The organism is Vibrio alfacsensis (assembly GCF_019670485.1).
In the GTDB taxonomy this organism is placed as follows: domain Bacteria; phylum Pseudomonadota; class Gammaproteobacteria; order Enterobacterales; family Vibrionaceae; genus Vibrio; species Vibrio alfacsensis.
In genome coordinates, this window is sequence record NZ_AP024165.1 from 941,582 (window position 1) to 964,991 (window position 23,410).

Consider the following 23,410-nt stretch of genomic DNA (forward strand, 5'->3'; position numbering starts at 1 on the left):
AGAGAAATAAAATGCAATTTAACGAATTGAAAATTACTGAAGTAGAAGTTATCCACCTACGCGTTCCTGCTCTTGATGAAGCGTGTGAATGGGGTGAAGATGGTGTTCTAATCCGCGTTCATACTAACGCTGGTATCACTGGTGTCGGTGAATCTGACAGCTCGCCAATGATGATCGAAGCGTGTATCAAAGCAACACAAAGCCATGGTTCTTCTCAAGGTCTTGAGCGTCTACTGATTGGTGAAAACCCTCTAGAAATTGAACGCCTATACACCAAAATGTACAACGGTACGCACTACGCAGGTCGTCGCTCTACCATGATCCACGCAATCTCTGCTATCGACATGGCGCTATGGGATATCGCAGGTCAGTTCTACAAAGTGCCAGTATGGCAACTTCTAGGCGGTAAATTCCGTGAGAAGATCCGCGCATACGGTACGTTCATCCCATCAGCTGTGAAAGAAGAGAACGTTGCTCGCACGACAGAACTTCTAGCTCAAGGCTTCACTTCACTGAAGTTTGGTGGTGGTCCACTAGGCAAAAACGCTGAAACTGACTACGAAATCATCAAGACAGTTTGCGAAACTGCACGTGGCATCAACAAAGACGTTGAAATCGCGATCGACCTAGCAAGTGCATGGCGCACGGCTGGCCACACGATTGAAATGGCGAAGAAGCTAGAAGAGTTCAACCTACTATGGATTGAAGAGCCAATCACTGATGACGTACTAGCAGGTTACCGTAAGGTTTCTCAATCGACTACGCAAAAATTGGCTGGTGGTGAAACGCTAACAACGCGTTACGAGTTCGCTAACTTCATTGAAAAATCAGGTGCGGATTTCGTTCAACCAGACGTAACACGTTGTGGCGGTATCACTGAAATGGTGAAGATCTACGACATGGCACACATGGCGGGTATGAAGCTGGTTCCACACGGTTTCTCAACAGGTATTCTGATTGCAGCAACGGTTCACTTCCTAGCGTCTCGTGAGCACGGTGATCTAATTGAGTACTCTCAAAGCACAAGCCCACTGTTTACGTCACTAGTGAAAAACCAAATCGCATTTGAAGATGGTTACGTAGCAGTACCAAACACACCAGGACTTGGTGTTGAACTTGACGAAGAGATCATCGCGAAATACCGCGTTAACTAGTCAACTCATAGGGATAAGAATTTGGGTTTTATCCCTATATGTTCGTTTGGTCAACGAACAACGGAACAGGATTTAATATCAAGAGGCAGCCAGCAGGTTGCCTCTTTTTTTGTTTGTTTTTTGATTTTTGGGGGTAAGTTATACCAATTATCGTGAGACTTCACTCAAGTCGAGAGTAGTAACAAGTAAAAGCCCCATTATTGATAACGACTATTGGCAACGATTGGTATCGGCTTAGCAACTTGGTAAGATTTAACTACGACCAACAACAAGAATATCTGATGCTGCCTCTCATTTATCATCCTATTTACTCTCAGCTTACACTGCCTGATGGTCATCGTTACCCAATCATGAAATACCAATATCTTTATCTAGCGGTAAAAGAGAAGACGATGAACGAGCGTTGGGGAGCCAGTATTGCGTTTTTCCAACCACAGTCCTTATCATTAGAAGAGATAAAACGCGTGCATGACGAGGAGTATGTCGAACATCTTGTCAATGGCACAATGCCTGCTGCAAAAATGCGACGTATTGGATTCCCTTGGAGTGAGGCGCTGATTACCCGAACGCTGACCTCAGCCGCGGGCACCGTTCTGGCGGCAGAGAAAGCCTTAGAACACGGAGTGGCGATACATTTAAGCGGTGGGTACCACCACGCCCATAAAGATTTCGGTAGTGGTTTCTGCTTGTTCAATGATCTGGTCATTGCTGCTAAGCATATGTTAGCGAAAGAGTCAGTCGATAGAGTGTTGATCATTGATAGTGACGTGCATCATGGGGATGGGACAGCAACGCTATGTGAAGATGAGCCTGATATTGTTACTTTGTCTTTTCACTGTGATAAGAACTTCCCTGCAAGAAAACCCGATTCCGATCTTGATGTGCCTCTAGGAAGAGGGACAGGCGATGAAGCGTATTTGCTGACATTCAAGGAAGTAGTACAAATGGCGGTTAATCTCCATCGGCCAGATATGGTGATCTATGACGCGGGTGTCGATATCCACACAGACGATGAGCTTGGGTATTTTAATGTTTCAACACAAGGGATTTATGAGCGGGATCGGTTCTTAATGCAATTAATGAAAGACCTATCTATTCCTATTGCTGCTGTGGTAGGTGGTGGGTATCGAACTGACCATAGCGATCTTGTACCAGTACACATGCAACTGATCTGTGCAGCGCATGATACTTTCTAATCGCGTGATTAAGTCGATAGGGGATTTCAGCGAGTGGAAGCTTGAGAGTAAATCCGTATGTTCATTGTTTGAGTTTGGGCATCCTTGCCCAATTTTATTTTTCTAGCCGTAGACGTTGTTATACACAACGAATGGATGGATTTAGCTTACGCAGTAAGAAGAGACTGCTATATGCCGAGGCGAATAATAAGAATGTTTGCTGGTGGTGAACAGTTATAAACACCTAACAAATCCCCTGACATTTTTTGTTATTACCACCAAGTATATGAATCTTATCATGTCACTTCGTTTGGTGTGATGTTGTCGATATTTTTTGCCTAGGGGGTTGTGTAAGTAAATGGCTTTACCAGTATTTCTATCAATGCTGCAGGGCAATGGAGAGACTTGTACGAGTGGCGTTCAGCTAAGGTTTAGGATCACCGCATTCTTCGCACGGCGAATTGTAGGATGTGCACTCAAGATAGGATTTGTGCAAAACCGTTTAAAATCCTCAAATACGAAGAAGCCCGCTAATCACTTAGCGGGCTTTTTCGAAATAGGGCGGTGCTGCGGTCAGCGAGGAATTCCAAAATCCTGTTTGAAACTTTCATTCTCCTGAAACGACGAAAGCTCGCAATAAATGCGAGCTTTCTAAATGTGGCGGAGTGCTGGGCTTGCATTCAAGGAGGGATTTGGACAAATCCTTGTTTGAGCCTTTGGATACGAAAAAGGCCGCTAATTTCTTAGCGGCCTTTTTACTGAATGTGGCGGAGTGCCGGGGTTGCGCTCAACTAGGGATTTCAAAATCCCGTTTGAAATGTTCACTGCCCTAAAACGACGAAAGCTCGCAATAAATGCGAGCTTTCTAAATGTGGCGGAGAGATAGGGATTTGAACCCTAGGTACGCTATTAACGTACGCCGGTTTTCAAGACCGGTGCTTTCAACCACTCAGCCATCTCTCCGTTGTTGACGCGAATAATATAAGGCTTTGAAAAGCATGTAAACCCCTATTTTATTCGTTTGGACGTTTCGTGTGCAATTTTGTGTTGTTTGCTTGCTAAATAGACAAAAAGCCCTCGAGGTGAGAGCTTTTTATTATCATTAATTCGCTTTTGAATAGAAACGTTGTAGTTCGGTCAGCCCCTGCATAAGCACGGGTAGCTTAGGCGAGGTCTCTCTTAGACGTTTGTAATTGTCATCAAACAGCTTGTAGTTCCCGAATTTATCGATAACGGTAGTTTGAGCGCCTGTAATCAATGCTATCTCACGAGTATCACCCGCTAAGATCCAACGACGGCGGCTTTCATCAAATAAATTTCGACCACTGCTGTAATCATAAGGGTTTGAGGAAACACCTAGCATATCTTGCAATAGCGTTACAGAAAGATCGAGGTGGCTCGTACTGTGAGAAAATTCACCAGGCATCATTCCAGGCCAATGAATGATCATTGGCACCTGAAGCTGGTAGCGGCTGTAATTGCTGTTCGCGCCCCAACTATTCGTATTGGTTTCGTTGAACTCACTACCATGATTGGAAGTAATGATAACCACTGTATTATCGAGAAGCTGTTGCTGTTCTAAGGATTCAATAACGCTATCAACGGTAATATCTGCAGATTTGACTGCTTGTTTGTACGCTCTCTTGAAACGTTCGCCAGCGGAGGTTTCTTGATTAGATGAAGCCGGCTCCGATTCAAAGTTATCTACGGTTGTCACTTCAATAAAACTAAACCAAGGTTGTTTTGCTTGCTCTGTAAGCCACGTGTTCCAATCACTAATAGATTGTTTATCTGTGTGGGCTTGAGACCCATCAAGTTGCTGGGCAAGGTTAAGGTTGCGGAAGATAACTTCTGAGTAAAGGTCATCTTCAAAGCCATTACCACTGAATAGGCCAAAACTGTATTCTTGGTCGCTAAGGACATCAAGTAGCACAGGGGCAGTGCCTTGCGCTTTAATACCGCTCGCATAGCTGCTTGGAAGCCCATAGAACAAGCCAAACGCACCGTAAGTATCATTGCTTGAGCTGTAATGATTGACAAAATTTTGGTTGTCTTGCGCAAACTGATACAAGTTTGGCATTTCGTCTTGGTTTAGCGCATCGGCTCGGAGGTTATTAATGCTGATCATCAGCACATTTAGCTTGCTACCACGACGATTGAATTCAAGTTTTTCGAGAGGGTAATTGATTAAATTTACGTTCTCTTGGTTTTCCGCCAAGCGTTTTAGGTACTCTTCACGATCAAGAAGACCATGTTTTTCCATAAAGCTTTTCGCTGTCATCGGATAAGAAAGCGGGAAGTTAGAACGTTGGCTCGTTATTGGGTTATAGAAGTATGCATCGGCCCAAATGTAAACCAAATGGCTAGCCATGAAACTTAAGAAAAACACGGCGGCAAGTGGGCGGCCTATGTGTTTGTGAGACAGTTTACGTTGCTTGCGCCAAACCCACTCAGAAAGAGCCAGTTGAACAAGGAAGATCAGAGGCATAACAACAAAAAGATGTTGCAAGTCAGCACTAATTGCACTCTTATCTTCACTGAACAGCAATTCCCAAACCACAGGGTTCAGGTGCAAGTTTATCGATTGGTAAGCTTGGGTATCGACCAAAAGTATCGTTTGGCCAATAGTCGCGAATATCACTGCCACCAAGCGGAATAATTTCCTCGATGGCAGGATAAACGTCAGCGGGAATAGAACTAACAGGTATAGAGCGAAAACGAGGAAGCCAAAATGACCAACCCAAGATACGGCAAGGTAAAACTGCCCCATTAAGGTTTCTGGCCAAGGCGACTGAACGATATAGCGTGTACCAATCAACATCGAAGCTACGATGTTGAAGAATGCAAACCAGTGACCCCAACCAACCAGTCGAGATACGCGTTCGCCGTATGAGTTTCCGCTGTCTACCATGTACTTGTTCTATTTTCCGTGATTAGTGTGATTTTGGCACTTCAAGAGAAGACATCAGTGCTTGAGAAAATTTTTCAGCAATCAGTTTGCGTTGTGAAGCAGCAACTTGTTGGTTTAGGACATTGGTTGCAATATTTCCGGCAATCATTAGCGTCAACTCAGGTGAAGCAGCGTGTTTTTCTAGAACAGCGCCCATTTCAGCAAGAATTTTCTCTACTTGTTCGTCAGTATATTTAGATGTAATCGGCATAAAGACTCTAATAATGATAGTAAAAGCGGCTTATGATAACCTACAATGCCTAACAACTAAAACCTTGTAGCAAGATAAAATCACTATGAGCCTTCATCTTTCAAATGTCATTTTGCATCAACTATGCAAAAACGACCAGGACGAACTGGTTGTTAACTTTCGTCCAGCCGCGCTAGAAAACGATACCTCAACCGAAAACCTGGTTGCGGAGTTACATCGTGTATTCCACTCAAAAGCAGGAAAGGGGTTTGGTTCTTTCCAATCAGACAGCGAATTTCAATTTTGGCTTCAAGAAATGCGCAAAGGTGAGCGTGATTTCTATGACTTCTCACAATTAAGTGCAAATCGACTGAAAGAAGAATTGGTTAAGTACCCATTTGCCGATGAGGGCATCTTGGTGTTTGCCGAGTATCAGAGTCTGGCGACTGATTATTTGTTTATCGGTATCTTACCAATGAACCAAAGTCTGAAAGTGACAGAAGGCTTGGACATTAGTGCAACGGATTATCTTGATATCACAAAGATGGACATCGTGGCGCGTATTGATTTGTCTAGCTACGACACTGATCGTGATTCAAATCGTTACCTTTCTTACATCAAAGGCCGTGTTGGCCGTAAAGTGGCCGATTTCTTCCTCGATTTCCTACAAGCAGATATTGGCCTAGATACGAAGCAGCAAAACCAAGTGTTGATGCAGGCGGTGGAAGATTTCTGTGCGGATTCTAAGTTAGAAAAACAAGAAGCGAACGAATACAAAAAACAGGTCTATAACTACTGCAACGAACAAATTAAGTCTGGCGATGAAGTTCAGATTGTGGAACTGTCTGGTGAGTTACCAACGAGTCAAGACGGCACCAGCTTTGTGGATTTCACCAAGGCCCAAGGTTACGAGTTGGAAGACTCTTTCCCTGGGGATCGCTCTACCGTTCGTAAACTCACGAAATATGTGGGTGCTGGCGGTGGTTTGAATATCAGTTTTGATAGCTTACTGCTTGGCGAGCGAATCTTTTACGATCCAGAAACCGATACTTTGACGATCAAAGGCACGCCGCCGAATCTAAAAGATCAGTTGAGTCGCAATTAATTGAAAAAGAGAGCCATGTGCTCTCTTTTTTTATGACTTAAGAGTCGGTTCATGAACCGATGATCATCTATACTCAAATTTCGCGAGAAGTTTAGAGTAAAGATTTGTTATATCAACAAATCTTGCTATATCAGCAAATAATGAGGGCAGGGCAAAGTGCGGCAACGTAAAATCGGGCGCTATGGTGTTGTATGGTTATTGATCGCGTTATGGGTAGCGTTAACGTCAGGAGCATGGTTCCAAGCTCAGCAGACCATGCAAACCATTTTGACCGTGAAAGAGCTGGGAAGTAAGGTCGATGAAGTTCGTAATATATTTCAATTCGAACTGCCTTATCGTGCTCAGCATATTGATCAAGTCTCCCTTAAGTTACAACTCGTCTCAGCCGTTCGCCTGCAATTAGAAAGTCAGTCCGATGGCCCAAGTAAAAATCCTGACTTAACGCAACTGTTCTATAACACAGACCGATTTCTTGAAGAAGCAAGAGTGTTTATCGCCAGTGATAGTACGTTGATGGATTTATCGGATCAGCTTTATAAGAGCCGTGAGTCAAACGCGAATTCGGCACAACTTAAAAGTATGTATTATCGACTTGGAGCGCTTGTATTTGAATCCATGTTTAGCGAATCTGCGACCAGTGCCGATACTTACCGTCAGCTTGATTCTCTTTTTACGGAATCCCAAACGCTTCCAAAGCATGAACAATCTATTTTCTTACGTCGGCTTGCCCAAACATCAAATGTACTTGCCGCTCATGCTCAAGGCGGCCATTTAGCGAATAAATTACTGACACCTGAGCTGCCTAACCAACTTGCTTCTATTAGTGCTGAGCTGGAGAAAAAGCTTGTGGCTTACCTCGGCTTTGTCATATTGCTTAGTGGTAGTGTTATTGCGCTGATTACTTGGTTTTTTCTTAATGAACGAACAAAAGCAATGAGGCCAGCAAGTGATAACCGGCCAGCGTCTGATTCAAAAGACAGCACGATAAATGCGGGTGAAAATTGCTTGCCGCACGAACCTCAATATCTTGGTAAAGAAAAAGAAAAAGAAAAAGAAAAAGAAAAGACAGAACTTTCTCCCGTGACGGCATTCGAGAGAAGCACTATTGTTAATTCTTCTCCAGTTTTAGATATCGAAAAAATGCTCGATTCTATGTCTGGAGATGAGGATGCGATTCGCACGCTGTTAGAGGTCTTTATTAAGGAGCATAAAGATGACGCAGAAAAGTTTCGTGTACAACTAAAAAGTGAAAAGCAAAGTGCTCAACGCATTGTTCATAGCCTAAAAGGGGTGTCGGGTAGCTTGGGTGCCATGCCTTTATATGGAATTGCTCGAGATATTGAGTACGTATTGAAAAGTGGCGAGCAAGTGTCAGAAGACCTGATCAATCAATTGAGCCATACTCTTGAGCAGAGCATTACGTTTGCCCAGCAAGTTCTCAACAATGAAAACTGCTAACAGATTGATATTTCTCTGACTTACAATACTGGATATTAAAGTAAAGGTTATAGATTTTTAAACATGGGTATATTTATGTCTTTTCGCCGATTGTCCTCAGTGATAATGACTTGTTTGGCTTTACTGCTCTCTGGGTGTTCTTTATTAGAAATCAAAATAGACAGTCAAACCGTTCCATTAACTCAGCAAGAGCTGAATATGCGTATCATGACTCGAGAGTATGCTCAGCAGTTTTTCGCTCAAGTTGAGCAAGCTGCTGATGTGCTGCACGACCGTTATGAGCCAAAAGATAAGGTTCATCAATCCTATATTCTGTTGTGGAAGATAAATGCAGAAGAGGGATTGCAAGCGGCGGCTTATCAAGTGTCGCCAATGGCATCATTGATCGATACCTGGGTGTTTACTCACCAGATGAATCAATTTTTCCATCAGGGCCCGGGCAAAGATTTATTTATCTCCGATGAAGCAAAGCTTGTGTCTGCTCACTTAGCAAAAGAAGTGGATAAACTCGCGCAGTCTTTGTTGAAGAAAGAGGTGTATGACAACACAACATTATTTGTCGCCAATTTTGTTGAGAAGTATCCCTTTGCTGATTTGAGTATGATCCGCACTCCTGCATATCGTGCTTGGCTTGCTGCAAGCCAAATCAGTGAAGAAGAAGCGGTAACGACCCTTGGTACGATGCCAGAGGCGATTGGTGATGTATCGGATCGCTTAAGCTTGGTTTCAGAACAAACGCCAAAAATCATGACTTGGAAAGCGCAGTTGTTGGCTTTAAACAGCTCTGCAAGCATTGAGCAGGTCAACGCGGCGTTGAACAGTTTGAAAGTGACCTCCGAATCGCTAAAAGACTTCATCGACAATAATCCTGAATACATGCGCAATTTAGCCGAGCAGATGGCAGTACAGTTGCAACCTTTGGTTGAAGATATCGATCAGAAAACGGAAGAACGTTTGACTCAGCTGAGTGAAGAGCGCCAAGCGTTGGAAGTGATGGTTGCAAGAGAGCGTCAAGAGATCGCACAGATCATCACAAGTGAGCGTGAAAAATTTGCGAAAGACTTAGACCACGTATCTCAAGAGGTGGTGAATCTTGCAATGGATAAGCTGATTGAATTGGTGAAGAGCACCATTATCTACTTTATCTTGTTCATCTTAGTGATTTTCTTTGCACCGTTGATACTGGGCTATACGCTGGGTAAACGCTCAGCAGTAAAAGCCAAGACAAAATCTGCATGATTCATCGTACGATGGCTAATACATAGATTGCACGATGGCCAATACATAGAAACGTAAATCGATAAAAACAAAAAAGGACCGAGATTCGGTCCTTTCTGTTTTTATTAAAAGAGCTTATGCCGTTTGCTGTTCGAATTCGTTTTCTGCTTGTTCTTCTGTTGCCATCGCAGCAGGTTCACATTTATCAACGAACCATCCCATGTAAGAGGTGAAAATGGTGACGATGATGCAGACAAAGCTCAGCCACATATAGGGTGCGTAAGATAATGTCGCGACACCTAAGATGCTTGCCATGTAGATACCGTTGTCACTCCAAGGCACCATACCAGAGGTTAATGTGCCACCAAATTCCGCATTACGAGATAGGTTCTTACGTTTGTAACCTAAGCGATCATAGTTTTTGGCACAAATTTTCGGTGTCAAAATCAATGATACGTACATTGCAGAACCAAAGACATTGCCCATAAATGCAGTACCGATGGTGCTTGTTGCAAGTGAACCCGCGCTTTGTACGCGTCGCTCGAACAGTTTTGCGATGGTCTCTAGTACGCCAACTTTATCGAGCAAGCCACCAAAGCCAAGGCCAAATACGATCACTGCGACGGAGCCTAACATGGAAGACATACCACCACGATTTAGAATGGAATCGATAAAATCGACGCCAGAAGTGATCGCAAATGGTGCCCAAGCGGTGTTGAAAGCTGTAAGGAAGTCGACGTCTTGAATCATGACAGCCCAAACAATTCCTAATAGAGAGCCAAAGCTGATCACTGGGAATGAAGGCATGCGCAGTGCCAACAATGCCAACACGATGATCACAGGGACAAAGGAATAAGGGGTAATGTAAAACTGTTGTTCCATTGCTTGAATGACAGATTCCACTTGGCTCATGTCTACTTTACCTGCGAAATGGAAACCAAACGCGGTAAACATGATGCCAGTGATGATGTAACTGATTAGGGCGATAGGCAGCATGCCTTTAATGTGTTCAACCACCTCTACGTTTGACATAGAAGAGGCAAGAATGACGGAATCTGAAAGCGGCGACATTTTGTCACCGAAGTAACATCCAGACAGTACGGCACCGGCGGTGATGGGTGCAGGTACGCCTAGGCCTTGACCAATGCCCATCATTGCAATGCCCGCGGTACCTGCTGCGCCCCAAGATGTTCCTGTCGCTAACGCCGTCAACGAACAGATAATCATGGTCGCAAGTAAGAATATAGATGGATGGATGGCTTTTAAACCATAGTAGATAATGGTCGGAACAATACCGCCTGAAATCCAAGTCCCGACTAGTGCCCCAACCGCGAGTAGGATCAGTACTGCGCCAAGTCCGTTAGAAATACCATTTAACGCTGCCTTTTCTAGGTCTTGATATTTATGACCAAGTTTTAACCCAAGTAGGATGATAATGAACCAACCAATGTACAGTGCAAGCTGGATAGGTAGGTTTAATTTGGCTGTAAATGAAAATGCCAAAAGTAGAAATAAACCTAGCGAGATCAGTACCTGAGTCAGGCTAGGAAGGCGTGTTGTAACTTGCTTCATGTGTGCCTCTGTCGTTCTCGGAGCAATAGAGGAAAGCCGCTCCCTGTTGTAATCGCGCATAACATACATTAACAAAAATTATATTTCGAACTTTTGGTGCTTTATCTTGACTTTAGTCCGCGCAAACGTTTGTATGTAAAATTTGCCACCACAAAACTTTAATCTAAGTGGTCATAAATGTTTTGTGGTGTGAATATTTTGTGCTTCAAATGTTGTTTTTCTCATTGAGTGGTAAGACCATGTTTTGCAAAATCGTCACTTATCCTGAGATGAATTTGGTCATATGTAGGAACAAAAGCATAAAAAAGGGAATGGGTAGTGAACTTTTCGCCTGAAGGTTAAAAAAGTTGCAGTTATTTGCACATTAGGGCTTGAGATTTTGTGTCGAAAATTGAACTATGGTGACAGATTCAAAAATATACATGGAGAGTTAAAGCAATGAGAGTAGGTTTAGTAGGTTGGCGCGGCATGGTTGGTTCTGTACTTATGCAGCGCATGGTCGAAGAAAGAGATTTCGATTTGATCGAACCTGTTTTCTACAGTACATCTCAAGTAGGTATCCCAGCCCCCCTATTTGTAAACAGTCAGGTCGGCAAAGAAGCGGGTTTACTTCAAGATGCGTTTGATATTGACAGTTTAAAACAGCTTGATGCGATTATTACGTGTCAAGGTGGTGCTTACACAGAGAAAGTTTACCCAGCCCTTCGTCAAGCAGGTTGGAAAGGCTACTGGATTGATGCAGCTTCTACATTGCGTATGGCAGAAGACTCTATCATTACTCTGGACCCTGTGAACCTAGCGCAAATTCAACAAGGCATTCACGGTGGTACTAACACCTTTGTGGGTGGTAACTGTACGGTGAGCTTGATGCTAATGGGGCTTGGTGGTCTATTCGAGAAAGGTTTGGTTGAATGGACCAGCGCAATGACGTACCAAGCAGCGTCTGGCGCAGGTGCGCAAAATATGCGCGAGCTGATCTCTCAAATGGGTGTCATCAACGATTCGGTGAGCTCAGAGTTGGCGAACCCTGCAAGTTCTATTCTGGATATCGATAAAAAAGTTGCGGATACCATGCGCAGCTCTTCTTTCCCAACGGATAAGTTTGGTGTGCCGCTTGCCGGTTCGTTGATCCCTTGGATTGATGTGAAGCGTGATAATGGCCAAAGTAAAGAAGAGTGGAAAGCGGGCGTAGAAGCGAACAAGATCCTTGGCTTCCAAGATGCGCCAGTACCAATCGATGGTACTTGTGTTCGTATCGGCGCGATGCGTTGTCACTCTCAAGCATTGACGATTAAGCTAAAGCAAAATGTGCCAATGGATGAAATCGAAGAAATCATCGCAACGCACAACGACTGGGTGAAAGTGATTCCAAATGATCGTGATATTACGGCTCAAGAACTTACGCCTGCAAAAGTAACCGGCACGCTTTCAATTCCTGTTGGTCGTCTACGTAAGATGGCAATGGGCGATGACTTCCTAAATGCGTTCACCGTCGGTGACCAGCTTTTATGGGGGGCAGCAGAGCCTCTGCGTCGCACACTGCGCATTATCCTTGCAGAGAAAGCGTAATCTCCCCATTTTCTAAACGACTTAACATAAGAGCTCCATCAGGAGCTCTTTTCGTTTTCGTTTCCAGCCACGACTCGATTATCAGGATCTGCCAGTTCGCTTCCGCAGTGCTTGCAATGTATCGCATCAGAATCGTGCCCAGAGCGATTACAGTTCGGACATTTTACTAGCTCTTTATGCGCACTCATTTCGTTGCTGAGCTCTGCAGTAATAATGCCGGTTGGAACCGCTAGGATTGAATAACCTAATAACATCGTGATTGAAGCGATCGCTTTACCTAAATTGGTTTGAGGAACCATGTCCCCGTATCCAACGGTTGTGATCGTCACGATCGCCCAATAAATGCTTTTCGGGATACTGGTAAATCCGTTGTGAGGCCCTTCAATCACAAAGATAAGTGACCCTAAAATAATGACGAGAATCCCAACGGTACTAAAGAAGATAAAGATCTTGCGACGAGCCATCAGAAGCGAGCGTAATAAAACATTGGAATCTTGCAGATAACGAACGAGCTTTAGAATTCGGAAGATTCGCATCACACGCAGTAATCGGACGACGCCCATAAAGGATGCGCCGGGGAAAAAGATAGCTAAGTACGTTGGCAATATGGCAAGCAGGTCCACAACACCATAAAAGCTGGTGGCATAAGATTTCGGTTTAGGAGAGCAGTAAAGCCTTAGTAGGTACTCAAGGGTAAATAGGGCAGTGAACGTGTATTCAATATAACGTAACTCTTGAGACCACTCAGTCATTACCGATGGTAAAGACTCAAGAATGAGCACCACAAGAGAAGTAATGATCGCAGCAATCAGGGCGATATCAAATGCACGGCCAGCACGTGTGTGGGTGCCAAAGATGATGACATATAAATGATGCTTAAGAGACTTGCGAGGCATGATGTTGCATTGTCAGCGTTAAAATGAAACGGATTACAACATCATACCAGAATTTGGGAAGCTTAGGCTAAACCAGGGAATAGGTTTCTTAGGCCATTTGCGATGAATTCAATCCCGAGTGCACCTAAGATCAAACCCATGATACGTGTGATCACGTTGATACCCGTTTGACCAAGGAATCGCACGATCAATGGTGCAGAACGAAACAGCAACCAAGAACAGAAGCAAAACAGCATAATCGTTACGCTAATACCGACCGTGTCCATCATGCTTGGGTAACGAGCCCCATAGACAATCGTAGAACTGATCGCACCAGGACCTGCCATAAGAGGCATAGCAAGAGGTACAACACCAATTTGTTCACGGCTTACGTATTCAGTTTTTTCCTGCTTGTTTTGCTTATCCTCGCCTAACTTACCGCTCATCATCGAGAACGCAATGCTTAGCAGTAGTAAACCGCCAGCAACGCGGAAAGAATCGAGAGAAATACTGAACATATCTAGCAGCAACTGACCAGCAAATAGTGAAATGATCAAAATGACGGCTACGGCAATATTGGCTGTCGTTGCGGTTTTGTTTTTCTCTTCAGGCGTCATATGGCCCGTCAATGACACGAATACAGGCATGATACCGACAGGGTTCACTGCCGCGACCAAACCCAAGAAAAACTGTAGGAAAATCGCTAACTCTAAAGTTTGCATGTTGTTTACTCGTAAATGTTCACCGTAGTGAAAAAGAGAGGAGGTAATTTTAGGCGGTAATGTAAGGCAAAACGGCGGCAGGAAGAAATGAAAAAAACTAACGTATTTGCCCCACTATTTGTGAGAAAAACTAATTGTTAAATGAAATGTATGCTACATGGAAACGATTTGTTACGTAGAAACTGAATGAGAGAGTGGAGTGAGGTAGTATACTGATTTGCACAAACGTTAACATTCGCACATTTTTGAGAAAAAAAAAGTGGGTTTGTAGAGAGATAAGTCGAAATGGATATACTCTCAGTAGCACAAAAATTTGGCTCTACATGTAATTTTGTTGGCTAAAAATGAAACTTTTTTACACATTATTGTTGTTTCTTAAAGTTTTAAATCTGTATGCTGTTTTTTTGTACTGAAGTTGCTTGGTTTTTATTTTCTTATTTATCAGTTACTTAGATTGCTTTATTGTGGTAAACCACTACTTTTGAGGTATTTCGAGAGAGAGAAGTGATCCAAGTCAATTTTTTTCACACTCTGAAATATTATACTCAGTCCTGAAAGCAATTTACTAAGACGGTTGTTTGTTAAGTCACTGATGAACAGTAAAAACGAAACACAATAGCCTTACTAAAAAGTTTTTAATATTTGTTAATTTTAGGAGATTCCCTATGCCTGTAACTAATTTGGCTGAACTAGATGCTCTAGTAGCTCGCGTTAAAGCGGCTCAAGAAGAATTTGCTACGTTCTCTCAAGAGAAAGTGGATGCAATTTTCCGTGCAGCATCTCTAGCAGCTAACCACGCTCGTATCCCGCTAGCACAACAAGCGGTTGCTGAGTCTGGTATGGGTATTGTTGAAGATAAAGTAATCAAGAACCACTTCGCGTCTGAGTTTATTTACAATAAATACAAAGACGAAAAAACGTGTGGCATCCTTGAAGAAGATGAAAACCTAGGCACGATGACTATCGCAGAACCTGTAGGTATTATTTGTGGTATCGTACCAACAACAAACCCTACTTCTACCGCGATCTTCAAATCTCTAATCTCTCTGAAGACTCGTAACGGTATCATCTTCTCACCACACCCACGCGCTAAAAACTCTACTAACGACGCAGCTAAGCTTGTTCTAGATGCAGCAGTAGCAGCGGGTGCTCCAAAAGACATCATCGGTTGGATTGACCAACCATCTGTAGAGCTTTCTAACGCTCTTATGAAGCATGACGGTATCGCTCTTATCCTTGCTACTGGTGGTCCAGGCATGGTTAAAGCCGCTTACTCTTCTGGTAAGCCAGCAATCGGTGTAGGTGCAGGTAACGTTCCTGTCGTTATCGATGAAACAGCTGACATCAAACGTGCTGTTGCTTCTATCCTAATGTCTAAAACTTTCGATAACGGCGTAGTATGTGCTTCTGAGCAAGCTGCAATCGTAGTTAGCGAAGTATACGACGAAGTGAAAGAGCGTTTCGCTTCTCACAAAGCTCACGTTCTATCTAAGGCTGACGCTGATAAAGTACGTAAAGTACTTCTTATCGACGGCGCGCTAAACGCGAAAATCGTAGGTCAACCTGCTCCAGCAATCGCTGAAATGGCTGGCGTTAAAGTTCCTGCTGACACTAAAGTTCTTGTAGGTGAAGGCCTAGGTAAAGTATCGATCGATGATGAGTTCGCTCACGAGAAACTATCTCCAACTCTAGGTCTATTCCGTGCTGATAACTTCGAAGACGCAGTTGCTCAAGCGGTAACAATGGTTGAAATCGGTGGTATCGGTCACACATCTGGTCTTTACACTAACCAAGACGTTAACGCAGACCGCATCCGTTACTTCGGTGACAAGATGAAGACTGCACGTATCCTTGTAAACATCCCAACTACTCACGGTGGTATCGGTGACCTTTACAACTTCAACGTAGCGCCTTCTCTAACTCTAGGTTGTGGTTCATGGGGTGGTAACTCTATCTCTGAAAACGTTGGTCCTAAGCACCTTATCAACAAGAAAACTGTAGCTAAGCGAGCTGAAAACATGTTGTGGCACAAACTACCTAAGTCTATCTACTTCCGTCGTGGTAGCCTTCCAATCGCAATGAGCGACCTAGAAGGTAAGAAACGCGCGTTCCTAGTAACTGACCGTTTCCTATTCAACAACGGTTACGCTGATGAAGTAGTTAAACTGCTTAAAGAGCAAGGCATCGAAGTTCAAACATTCTTCGACGTAGAAGCGGATCCAACACTATCTGTTGTTGAGAAAGGTGCAGAAGCAATGAAGAGCTTCCAACCTGACGTAATCCTAGCTCTAGGTGGTGGTTCACCGATGGATGCTGCGAAGATCATGTGGGTAATGTACGAGCACCCAGAAACTCACTTCGCGGAACTAGCAATGCGCTTTATGGACATCCGTAAACGTATCTACAAGTTCCCTAAAATGGGTAAGAAAGCTGAGCTTGTATGTATCACTACAACTTCAGGTACTGGTTCAGAAGTTACTCCATTCGCTGTTGTTACAGACGACAAGACTGGTGCTAAGTACCCACTAGCGGACTACGAAATCACGCCAAACATGGCTATCGTTGATGCGAACCTAGTAATGAACATGCCTAAGTCTCTAACAGCATTCGGTGGTTACGATGCAGTAACTCACGCTCTAGAAGCTTACGTATCTGTTCTTGCGAACGAGTACTCAGATGGTCAAGCTCTACAAGCGCTTAAGATGCTTAAAGAGTACCTACCTTCAAGCTACGCGAACGGTGCAAACGACCCAATCGCTCGTGAGAAAGTACACAACGCGGCAACTATCGCTGGTATCGCATTTGCGAACGCATTCCTAGGTGTTTGTCACTCTATGGCGCACAAGATTGGTGCTGAGTTCCACCTACCTCACGGTTTGGCGAACGCACTACTAATCTCTAACGTTGTACGTTACAACGCGAACGACAACCCAACTAAACAAACTGCGTTCTCTCAATACGACCGTCCACAAGCACGTCGTCGTTACGCTGAAGTTGCTGACCACCTAGGCCTAAGCCAAGAAGGTGACCGCACTGCTCAGAAGATTGAACGTCTATTAGCATGGTTGGACGAGCTGAAAGGCGACCTAGATATCCCAATGTCTATCCAAGCGGCGGGTGTTTCTGAAGCTGACTTCGTAGCGAAACTTGACGAGCTAGCTGTTGAAGCGTTCGATGACCAGTGTACAGGTGCTAACCCACGTTACCCTCTAATCACTGAGCTGAAAGAAGTGCTAATGGCTTCTTACTACGGTAAAGCATTCGTTGAAGGTGAAACTTTCGAAGGTACTACTGTAATCAAGAAGAAAGCAGACCAAGAAGCAGCGAAAACTGCGCCAAAAGCAAAAAAAGAAAAAGCTGACGCGTAATTAAGAGTTGTTCATGAGATAAGGTTTTCGCTAGCACGAAATCTTAATCGGGAAACTTCAAGCCCCAACCGAAAGGTTGGGGCTTTTTTATTGATTTTGTTTCGCCTTGAATTGGTTTATACATTGGTTTAGATAAGGGTAAATAAATAATGCGTTGGTATTACACTTCTGCTGTCACCACTCTTCCACTGAAATAATCATTAGTCACAATGTACGCCGTGTTCCTAACTAACTCATCTTGTATTTCTGCCCAATGGCGTTCATCCAATGTTTCAATATCTTTTGCTTGGCTAAGTGATGGAATCACTCCGCCGACACGAATATTGAAAGGGGTTAGCTCTTTCGCCCAACTGGCCGTAAAGCCAGATACCAATGCGGCTATACTCTCTACGCCGGTAAAATTATTATGATCCTCATGTGAAATAACATTAATGATCACGCCTTTCTTATTGCTGGTGCGAAATCGTTCTGCACTGACTTGACCATAGGTATATAAAAAACGAGCGGCTGAGGATAGATGATCGATATAAGAACTCATTGGTTCAGGTGCCATCAGGCTAGGCATGGGAGAGCAAGTCCAACAATTGACGATGACATCTGGTGCCGTCCCGAGTAGAGACTCGATTTGGTCAAAGAGCAAGTTGATAGATGTGGTATTGGAACTACAAACATTTATCTCATATACCTTGTCTGAAAAAATGCGGATCTGTTGGTAGGTTGTGTCTAGATCATTTCGATCTTCATCGCACAATATGACCGTAGCGCCAAGATGGGCAAAGTGACTGGAACAAGTTCTGCCGAGCAGAGAACCAGCGGAGGTAATGAGGATGACTGAGTTTTTTATATCCATAGCAACTTCACTGTATGTGTATTTGTAAACAATACAAGAAAGGGTCGAGCTAACAGCATGGATGAAAATTTAGAGCTTCTGTGTGAATGCGTTCAAACAACGCTTGGTCAATGGTAGGTAATGTCTAGGAATTGGCAATGAGTCACATTTCTAACGTGCTTGAAATGTAATTTATATCACGAAAACATCGTTGCTACGCTTGTGCTTGAATTTGATATTGGCGTTGTGCAGTAACTAACTGATTATAGAGGCCCGCTTCGGGAATCAAACTTTTATTTCGCTTACCTAAGCTACGTCGTTCATGACCCGATAGGTTATGGTAAACCTCTTCTGGCAGATCAAATGTATCCTGAGGCATGTAGGTAAGGGCATCGGGCTTTAAGTAGTGACTGAGCTTTGCTGATGGCAGCCCCGCAGAATGGAACTGTTTTGCTTGTTCTGCTGCGATGTCGTAACTGCTGCTGTCTGAACGCAGTACTTGCGGCTGAGATAAACCGAATTGATGACGAAGAATATCATCGCTTGTTTTCGTTTCTTGAACTTCTTCGACTGGAACGACATCACGCACGTCATTAGAAAACATGGACATAATTAGAGCAAAATCGGCACGACGACCATCATGTACAGCATGGTTGATACCATTGCCGAACTGAAGCTCGTTGATGATTGCCGCTTTATCTAAAGTATGAATTTGCATGATGTTCCTCGTTGATGCTTCTATAACGGCATAAAGAGGAAGAACTTTAGGATTAATTCTTTCAGATATATGAATCAAAAACAAAAAAGCTCGTGAAAACACGAGCTTTTGAATCAGACTAAATTGAACTTGGGGGAAGTAAATTACTTCGCTAGGTTCTCTGCTACGAATTCCCAGTTTACAAGAGCCCAGAAGCCGTTCATGTAATCAGGACGTACGTTGCGGTAATCGATGTAGTACGCGTGTTCCCATAGGTCAACAGTTAGAAGTGGAGTAGTACCTTCTTCTGTTAGTGGAGTCGCTGCGTTAGAAGTGTTAACGATCTCTAGAGAACCGTCAGCTTTCTTAACTAGCCAAGTCCATGAAGAACCGAAGTTGTTGATTGCTGCGTCTGTGAACTTCGCTTTGAATTCTTCGAAAGAACCGAATGCTGCGTTGATTGCATCAGCAACTGCGCCAGTTGGCTCACCGCCAGCATTTGGTGCAAGACAGTGCCAGTAGAACGTGTGGTTCCAGATTTGAGCTGCGTTGTTGAACACGCCACCAGTTGAAGTTTTGATGATTTCTTCTAGCGTTTTGCCTTCGAACTCAGTACCAGGGATCAGACCGTTTAGCTTAACAACGTAAGTGTTGTGGTGCTTACCGTGGTGGAAATCTAGAGTTTCTGCTGAGATGTGTGGTTCTAGTGCGTCTTTTGCGTAAGGAAGAGCTGGTAGTTCAAATGCCATTGCTCGATTCTCCATAGATATGAAAGGGTTACCTTTCTATTGCTTCCAATGATTTTATTTATATGTAGTCGTTACGACTGACTTGAAAAGTATTTTAGCAAGTTTTTACTTTATTAAAACCCCGATATGAAAATATTTTGGGATCGGAAAGTAAAAGCCGTATCAATTATATGGTTTTTATTCTGCATTTATTGAGTAGAATGTGGCAATAATTAAAGTTCACATCCATGAATGAGGAAGCGATGGAAACTATCGATAAAATCAAACAGCAGATTTCTGAAAACTCAATCCTGCTGTACATGAAAGGATCACCGAAACTACCTAGCTGTGGTTTCTCTTCTCAAGCAGCACAAGCACTAATGGCTTGTGGTGAGAAGTTCGCTTACGTAGACATTCTACAAAACCCAGATATCCGTGCTGAGCTACCAAAATTCGCTCAATGGCCAACATTCCCACAACTATGGGTTGAAGGTGAGTTGATTGGTGGTTGTGACATCATTTTGGAAATGTTCCAAAAAGGTGAACTTCAGCCTCTTATCAAAGAAGCGGCTGCGCGCGTTGAAGGTGACGCTGAGTAATTCGTAAATGCTCACATTTGGCGATAGAATATAAAGGAGCCGCATTGGCTCCTTTTTCTTTTTTAGGTGTTTGAAAAATGTCTTTTTTGAGGGTTAGCGACAAAAACTGAATTCACATATTTATCATTTCACCAGGTAGTATATCGGATTGTTATATGAATGTATGGTGGGTATGTCATTCATGAGACTAGGCCCTGAGACATAAGATAACAAAGAAAATATACTATTAATCCAATTAGATACTATTGTTTTATAAGCAGGTGATCGTCTAGTTGGGTAAATGATAATGAAAAAAAGTATAAAGGTTCTACCTATACATATACACCTTACGGTGATAATCCTTTTCATTGTCGTTATCGCATCAGGCGTTCAGATTTTTGTTACTAATAAAGGTCTATCAACACTCATCTTAGAAGCAAACAGTAAGCTGTTTGATCGTATTGAGCTTGAAACAAGGTACAAACTGAATAGCCATTACAGCACCGCTTTCTCGGCGTTAAGTTCTTTTGCTCACAGTGATAAAAATCATGCAACGACGTTCGAAGAGCGGGAGCAGTTGCTGCCAAAGATCACTTACCTCTTAGATCAGTTCCCACACATCATTTCCTATTCTTTCTACTATCCTTCTGGTGATTTATTTAGAGTTATTCACCTCGAAAATGAAACGGTACGCGAGAACTTAGCGATTGACCCAAATACTCGATACTTGCTTATACACAAGAAAGGCGGAGCACTGTATACAACAGGGCTTGATAGTGAGTTTCTAGAAATTCATTCCGTAGACTTAGATGTTGCTCCTTTATTAAGCAATACACCAAACTGGGAAAGTTTGGCTGCCGATAGTTCGAACAAGGTATCTAAGCCGATACATATTTTGGGTAAAGACTCGCTCGGTATAACTGTTTTTAGGAGGAGTCCTGGGGGCACAGTTGTTACTGCTGGCGTGTTACTCGAAGATTTACAGTCCTCTTTAAAGAACACTCTATCGACTAATTCATCGTTGAGAGCTTTGTATAACGATGAGGGTGATGTTTATGCCATGATTGCAAATCAAGGTGTGAATGAGTCCCGAAATCCAGCCATAGATGATTTGAAAAGCGATGTGCTTCTAAAACTATTAGATGAAGACAAAGAGCAGAGCCAAGGAGTATTGGGGGAGTTCAAATTTGATGGAGAGAGCTGGCTCGGGAAGGTTGTCACAATTAAGCCGTTGAACAGTGGGCATATTCACCTGTTAATGGCGACCAAGACTGCAGATTTGTTTGACACTGGTTTACTCATCAAAAAACAAACGATCTATGCATCTCTTCTGATCCTGATTTTAATGTTGCCAGTTATTTATGTGGTATCCACATACATTTCTAAGCCCATTCAGCGAGTAACAAAAAGGGCGCTAGAAATAGAACGGTTTAGGTTTGATGATACTCCTCTAGAAGATAGTTTTATTAGAGAAATTCACGAACTCAATTATGCACAGATGTCGACCCAAGAAACTATCAAGCAGTTTATTTCTTTAACCAATAGCATTGCGAGGCAAGAAAATCTGGATGACATGCTTAGTTTAGTATGTCGAGATACAGCCCATGCTGTTGGCGCCAATGGCGTCTTTCTGTACTTGTTAGATGTTGGCACAAAGAGCTTAGTTCCAAAGTTTGTTTGGTGGGAGGGCATTGAAGAAAACAAGCTGCAAGCTAAGGATGTGCCAGTTTCAGGTGCCAGTCGTTTTATTCAAGAAATCTTCATTGCAAAGAAACCTGCCATTTTCAATGTCAACGAGCTTCCTAGGATTGATCTTCAATGGGATAAGGGAGACAACGGCGAAATTATTTGTATACCGCTTTCATCTCGTTCGGGAGAGGTAATTGGTTCTTTTGGTGTTTTGTATGAGAATGGCAGCGCAAGAGAACATTATGAGCAGTACACTGATTACCTAAACACGCTGTTAGGTTTTACATCCGTTACCATAGAAACACACAATATGCTTAATGACCAAAAAGCACTATTAGATTCTTTTATTCAGGTATTTGCAGGGTCATTAGATAAAAAATCGCCATACACAGGAAATCACTGTCAAAGAGTTCCAATTATTACGAAGTGGTTAACGCAGGCTGCGCAAGAGTCTGATAATGAGGTATTTCGTCACTTTAATCTCACTTCTAAGCAATGGGATGAACTCAACATGGCAAGTTGGTTACATGATTGTGGCAAGATAACGACCCCTGAGTATGTTGTTGACAAGGCTACAAAACTAGAAACTATTTATGATCGTATTCACGAGATACGAATGCGTTTTGAAGTCCTTAAAAGAGAAAGTGAAATAAGCTTACTTAAAGAAAATACAGCCCAACTACCGGATGAATTTCACGAGCGTTTACAGCAACGACATTTGGAAATCGATAATGACTTTGAGTTTATCGCAAATCTCAACCTTGGAAGTGAGTTTGTGGATGATGAAGCTCTTGAGCGTCTAAATAAGATTGCAGCGCAGACTTGGACGAGAACCCTAAGTAAAACCATTGGCATTTCTTGGGCCGAAAGGCAACGCTATACAGAAGAGTGTGAATTTCCGGTTAATGAGCCGTTGTTGAGTGATCGTCCTGAGCACCTCGTCCCTTGGGATTTTCCTCCAACCAATGAAGAACGATTTATTCTGAAGCCTACATCTCACCAAGCCAATTTAGGCGAGGTATATAACTTATCTATTCAACGAGGAACCCTGACCAATGAGGAAAGGTTCATCATTAACGATCATATCATTCAAACTATAAAGATCCTTGAGTCTCTGCCTTTTCCAAAACACATGAGGAATGTGTCAAAGATCGCTGGTGGTCACCATGAAAAAATAGATGGGACTGGTTACCCGATGGGCCTCAAAGGTGAAGATATGCCAATTACAGCGAAAATTATGGCAATCGCAGATGTATTTGAGGCTCTAACCAGTGCTGACCGACCTTATAAAAAGGCGAAGTCATTGTCGGAATCTATTCGAATTATGAGCTTTATGGTGGAAGACAATCATCTAGATAGAGATTTGTTCGAATTATTCCTTACTTCTGGTGTGTATAAACGCTTTGCTCTTCAATTTATGGCTTCAAGTCAAATTGATGCTGTGGACATTCAAAAATATCTTCGAAATGAAACGAGTGATTGAGCTAGTTTTTCTATTTTAAATTCAGCTTGTTACCTTGCATATCATCAAAC

At 43.0% G+C, this 23,410-nt stretch carries 17 protein-coding genes and 1 tRNA gene; 9 read left to right on the forward strand and 9 right to left on the reverse strand.

Annotated elements, in window-relative coordinates:
* The first annotated feature begins 11 nt into the window (after window positions 1-11).
* Window positions 12-1,154, forward strand: coding sequence for a mandelate racemase/muconate lactonizing enzyme family protein (locus tag VA249_RS04405; protein WP_211919741.1), 1,143 nt, complete (start codon window positions 12-14; stop codon window positions 1,152-1,154).
* Window positions 1,155-1,435: 281 nt separating this feature from the next.
* Window positions 1,436-2,350 (forward strand): histone deacetylase family protein, encoded by a 915-nt coding sequence (locus tag VA249_RS04410; RefSeq protein ID WP_221069807.1) that lies wholly within the window; start codon window positions 1,436-1,438, stop codon window positions 2,348-2,350.
* Between the two features lie 851 nt (window positions 2,351-3,201).
* Here the strand turns inward: VA249_RS04410 and VA249_RS04415 are convergent.
* The 3 genes from VA249_RS04415 to VA249_RS04425 form a co-directional block, all read right to left on the reverse strand.
* A tRNA-Ser gene (locus VA249_RS04415) sits at window positions 3,202-3,292 on the reverse strand.
* A 139-nt stretch (window positions 3,293-3,431) separates the two neighbouring features.
* On the reverse strand, window positions 3,432-5,240 hold the full coding sequence (locus VA249_RS04420) for a DUF3413 domain-containing protein (RefSeq protein WP_221069084.1): 1,809 nt from the start codon (window positions 5,238-5,240) through the stop codon (window positions 3,432-3,434).
* 22 nt (window positions 5,241-5,262) lie between these two features.
* The gene (locus VA249_RS04425) at window positions 5,263-5,490 is read right to left on the reverse strand and encodes a YejL family protein (protein WP_128811274.1); all 228 of its coding nucleotides are present in this window, start codon (window positions 5,488-5,490) and stop codon (window positions 5,263-5,265) included.
* Window positions 5,491-5,575: 85 nt separating this feature from the next.
* Here VA249_RS04425 and yejK point away from each other — a divergent pair, with 85 nt between their 5' ends.
* The 3 genes from yejK to VA249_RS04440 all read left to right on the forward strand — a co-directional run bounded on the left by yejK (window position 5,576) and on the right by VA249_RS04440 (window position 9,271).
* Window positions 5,576-6,574 (forward strand): nucleoid-associated protein YejK, encoded by a 999-nt coding sequence (gene yejK, locus VA249_RS04430; RefSeq protein ID WP_221069085.1) that lies wholly within the window; start codon window positions 5,576-5,578, stop codon window positions 6,572-6,574.
* 156 nt (window positions 6,575-6,730) lie between these two features.
* Window positions 6,731-8,032 (forward strand): Hpt domain-containing protein, encoded by a 1,302-nt coding sequence (locus VA249_RS04435; protein ID WP_225927100.1) that lies wholly within the window; start codon window positions 6,731-6,733, stop codon window positions 8,030-8,032.
* Between the two features lie 75 nt (window positions 8,033-8,107).
* Window positions 8,108-9,271, forward strand: coding sequence for a chemotaxis protein (locus VA249_RS04440; protein WP_221069086.1), 1,164 nt, complete (start codon window positions 8,108-8,110; stop codon window positions 9,269-9,271).
* 114 nt (window positions 9,272-9,385) lie between these two features.
* Here VA249_RS04440 and nhaC read toward each other — a convergent pair whose 3' ends face one another.
* Window positions 9,386-10,822, reverse strand: a complete 1,437-nt coding sequence (nhaC, locus tag VA249_RS04445; RefSeq protein ID WP_221069087.1) for a Na+/H+ antiporter NhaC — start codon at window positions 10,820-10,822, stop codon at window positions 9,386-9,388.
* A 438-nt stretch (window positions 10,823-11,260) separates the two neighbouring features.
* On the opposite strand from nhaC, the gene asd reads away from it, so the two are divergent.
* The gene (asd, locus tag VA249_RS04450) at window positions 11,261-12,391 is read left to right on the forward strand and encodes an aspartate-semialdehyde dehydrogenase (RefSeq protein ID WP_221069088.1); all 1,131 of its coding nucleotides are present in this window, start codon (window positions 11,261-11,263) and stop codon (window positions 12,389-12,391) included.
* Between the two features lie 38 nt (window positions 12,392-12,429).
* Here asd and VA249_RS04455 read toward each other — a convergent pair whose 3' ends face one another.
* Together VA249_RS04455 and VA249_RS04460 are read right to left on the reverse strand one after the other, a co-directional pair.
* Window positions 12,430-13,287, reverse strand: coding sequence for an ion transporter (locus tag VA249_RS04455; protein ID WP_221069089.1), 858 nt, complete (start codon window positions 13,285-13,287; stop codon window positions 12,430-12,432).
* 62 nt (window positions 13,288-13,349) lie between these two features.
* Window positions 13,350-13,988 carry a YchE family NAAT transporter gene (locus VA249_RS04460; RefSeq protein WP_221069090.1) on the reverse strand — a complete coding sequence of 213 codons (639 nt, stop codon included), beginning with the start codon at window positions 13,986-13,988 and terminating at the stop codon, window positions 13,350-13,352.
* A gap of 665 nt (window positions 13,989-14,653) precedes the next feature.
* On the opposite strand from VA249_RS04460, the gene adhE reads away from it, so the two are divergent.
* Complete coding sequence (gene adhE / locus VA249_RS04465) at window positions 14,654-17,356, forward strand: bifunctional acetaldehyde-CoA/alcohol dehydrogenase (RefSeq protein WP_221069091.1); 2,703 nt, start codon at window positions 14,654-14,656, stop codon at window positions 17,354-17,356.
* Window positions 17,357-17,516: 160 nt separating this feature from the next.
* Here the strand turns inward: adhE and VA249_RS04470 are convergent, their stop codons facing one another.
* The 3 genes from VA249_RS04470 to sodB form a co-directional block, all read right to left on the reverse strand.
* Window positions 17,517-18,206: an SDR family oxidoreductase gene (locus VA249_RS04470; protein ID WP_221069092.1), complete on the reverse strand. Its 690-nt coding sequence runs from the start codon at window positions 18,204-18,206 to the stop codon at window positions 17,517-17,519.
* A 193-nt stretch (window positions 18,207-18,399) separates the two neighbouring features.
* Window positions 18,400-18,903, reverse strand: coding sequence for a VC2046/SO_2500 family protein (locus tag VA249_RS04475; RefSeq protein ID WP_221069093.1), 504 nt, complete (start codon window positions 18,901-18,903; stop codon window positions 18,400-18,402).
* A 143-nt stretch (window positions 18,904-19,046) separates the two neighbouring features.
* Window positions 19,047-19,631: a superoxide dismutase [Fe] gene (sodB, locus tag VA249_RS04480; protein WP_221069094.1), complete on the reverse strand. Its 585-nt coding sequence runs from the start codon at window positions 19,629-19,631 to the stop codon at window positions 19,047-19,049.
* Window positions 19,632-19,873: 242 nt separating this feature from the next.
* On the opposite strand from sodB, the gene VA249_RS04485 reads away from it, so the two are divergent.
* A complete protein-coding gene (locus VA249_RS04485; protein WP_221069095.1) occupies window positions 19,874-20,209 on the forward strand; it encodes a Grx4 family monothiol glutaredoxin in 336 nt (111 codons plus the stop codon).
* A gap of 286 nt (window positions 20,210-20,495) precedes the next feature.
* The gene (locus tag VA249_RS04490; protein WP_221069096.1) at window positions 20,496-23,360 is read left to right on the forward strand and encodes an HD domain-containing phosphohydrolase; all 2,865 of its coding nucleotides are present in this window, start codon (window positions 20,496-20,498) and stop codon (window positions 23,358-23,360) included.
* Window positions 23,361-23,410 lie beyond the last annotated feature (50 nt).

Excerpts from the sequence above, each read along its gene's own strand:
- VA249_RS04470 (WP_221069092.1), bottom strand. The coding sequence starts at position 18,206 with ATGGATATAAAAAACTCAGTCATCCTCATTACCTCCGCTGGTTCTCTG.
- nhaC (WP_221069087.1), bottom strand. The coding sequence starts at position 10,822 with ATGAAGCAAGTTACAACACGCCTTCCTAGCCTGACTCAGGTACTGATC.
- adhE (WP_221069091.1), top strand. The coding sequence starts at position 14,654 with ATGCCTGTAACTAATTTGGCTGAACTAGATGCTCTAGTAGCTCGCGTT.
- VA249_RS04455 (WP_221069089.1), bottom strand. The coding sequence starts at position 13,287 with ATGCCTCGCAAGTCTCTTAAGCATCATTTATATGTCATCATCTTTGGC.
- asd (WP_221069088.1), top strand. The coding sequence starts at position 11,261 with ATGAGAGTAGGTTTAGTAGGTTGGCGCGGCATGGTTGGTTCTGTACTT.
- VA249_RS04490 (WP_221069096.1), top strand. The coding sequence starts at position 20,496 with ATGAAAAAAAGTATAAAGGTTCTACCTATACATATACACCTTACGGTG.
- VA249_RS04410 (WP_221069807.1), top strand. The coding sequence starts at position 1,436 with ATGCTGCCTCTCATTTATCATCCTATTTACTCTCAGCTTACACTGCCT.
- VA249_RS04440 (WP_221069086.1), top strand. The coding sequence starts at position 8,108 with ATGTCTTTTCGCCGATTGTCCTCAGTGATAATGACTTGTTTGGCTTTA.
- VA249_RS04460 (WP_221069090.1), bottom strand. The coding sequence starts at position 13,988 with ATGCAAACTTTAGAGTTAGCGATTTTCCTACAGTTTTTCTTGGGTTTG.
- yejK (WP_221069085.1), top strand. The coding sequence starts at position 5,576 with ATGAGCCTTCATCTTTCAAATGTCATTTTGCATCAACTATGCAAAAAC.
- VA249_RS04420 (WP_221069084.1), bottom strand. The coding sequence starts at position 5,240 with ATGGTAGACAGCGGAAACTCATACGGCGAACGCGTATCTCGACTGGTT.
- VA249_RS04425 (WP_128811274.1), bottom strand. The coding sequence starts at position 5,490 with ATGCCGATTACATCTAAATATACTGACGAACAAGTAGAGAAAATTCTT.
- VA249_RS04485 (WP_221069095.1), top strand. The coding sequence starts at position 19,874 with ATGGAAACTATCGATAAAATCAAACAGCAGATTTCTGAAAACTCAATC.
- sodB (WP_221069094.1), bottom strand. The coding sequence starts at position 19,631 with ATGGCATTTGAACTACCAGCTCTTCCTTACGCAAAAGACGCACTAGAA.
- VA249_RS04475 (WP_221069093.1), bottom strand. The coding sequence starts at position 18,903 with ATGCAAATTCATACTTTAGATAAAGCGGCAATCATCAACGAGCTTCAG.
- VA249_RS04405 (WP_211919741.1), top strand. The coding sequence starts at position 12 with ATGCAATTTAACGAATTGAAAATTACTGAAGTAGAAGTTATCCACCTA.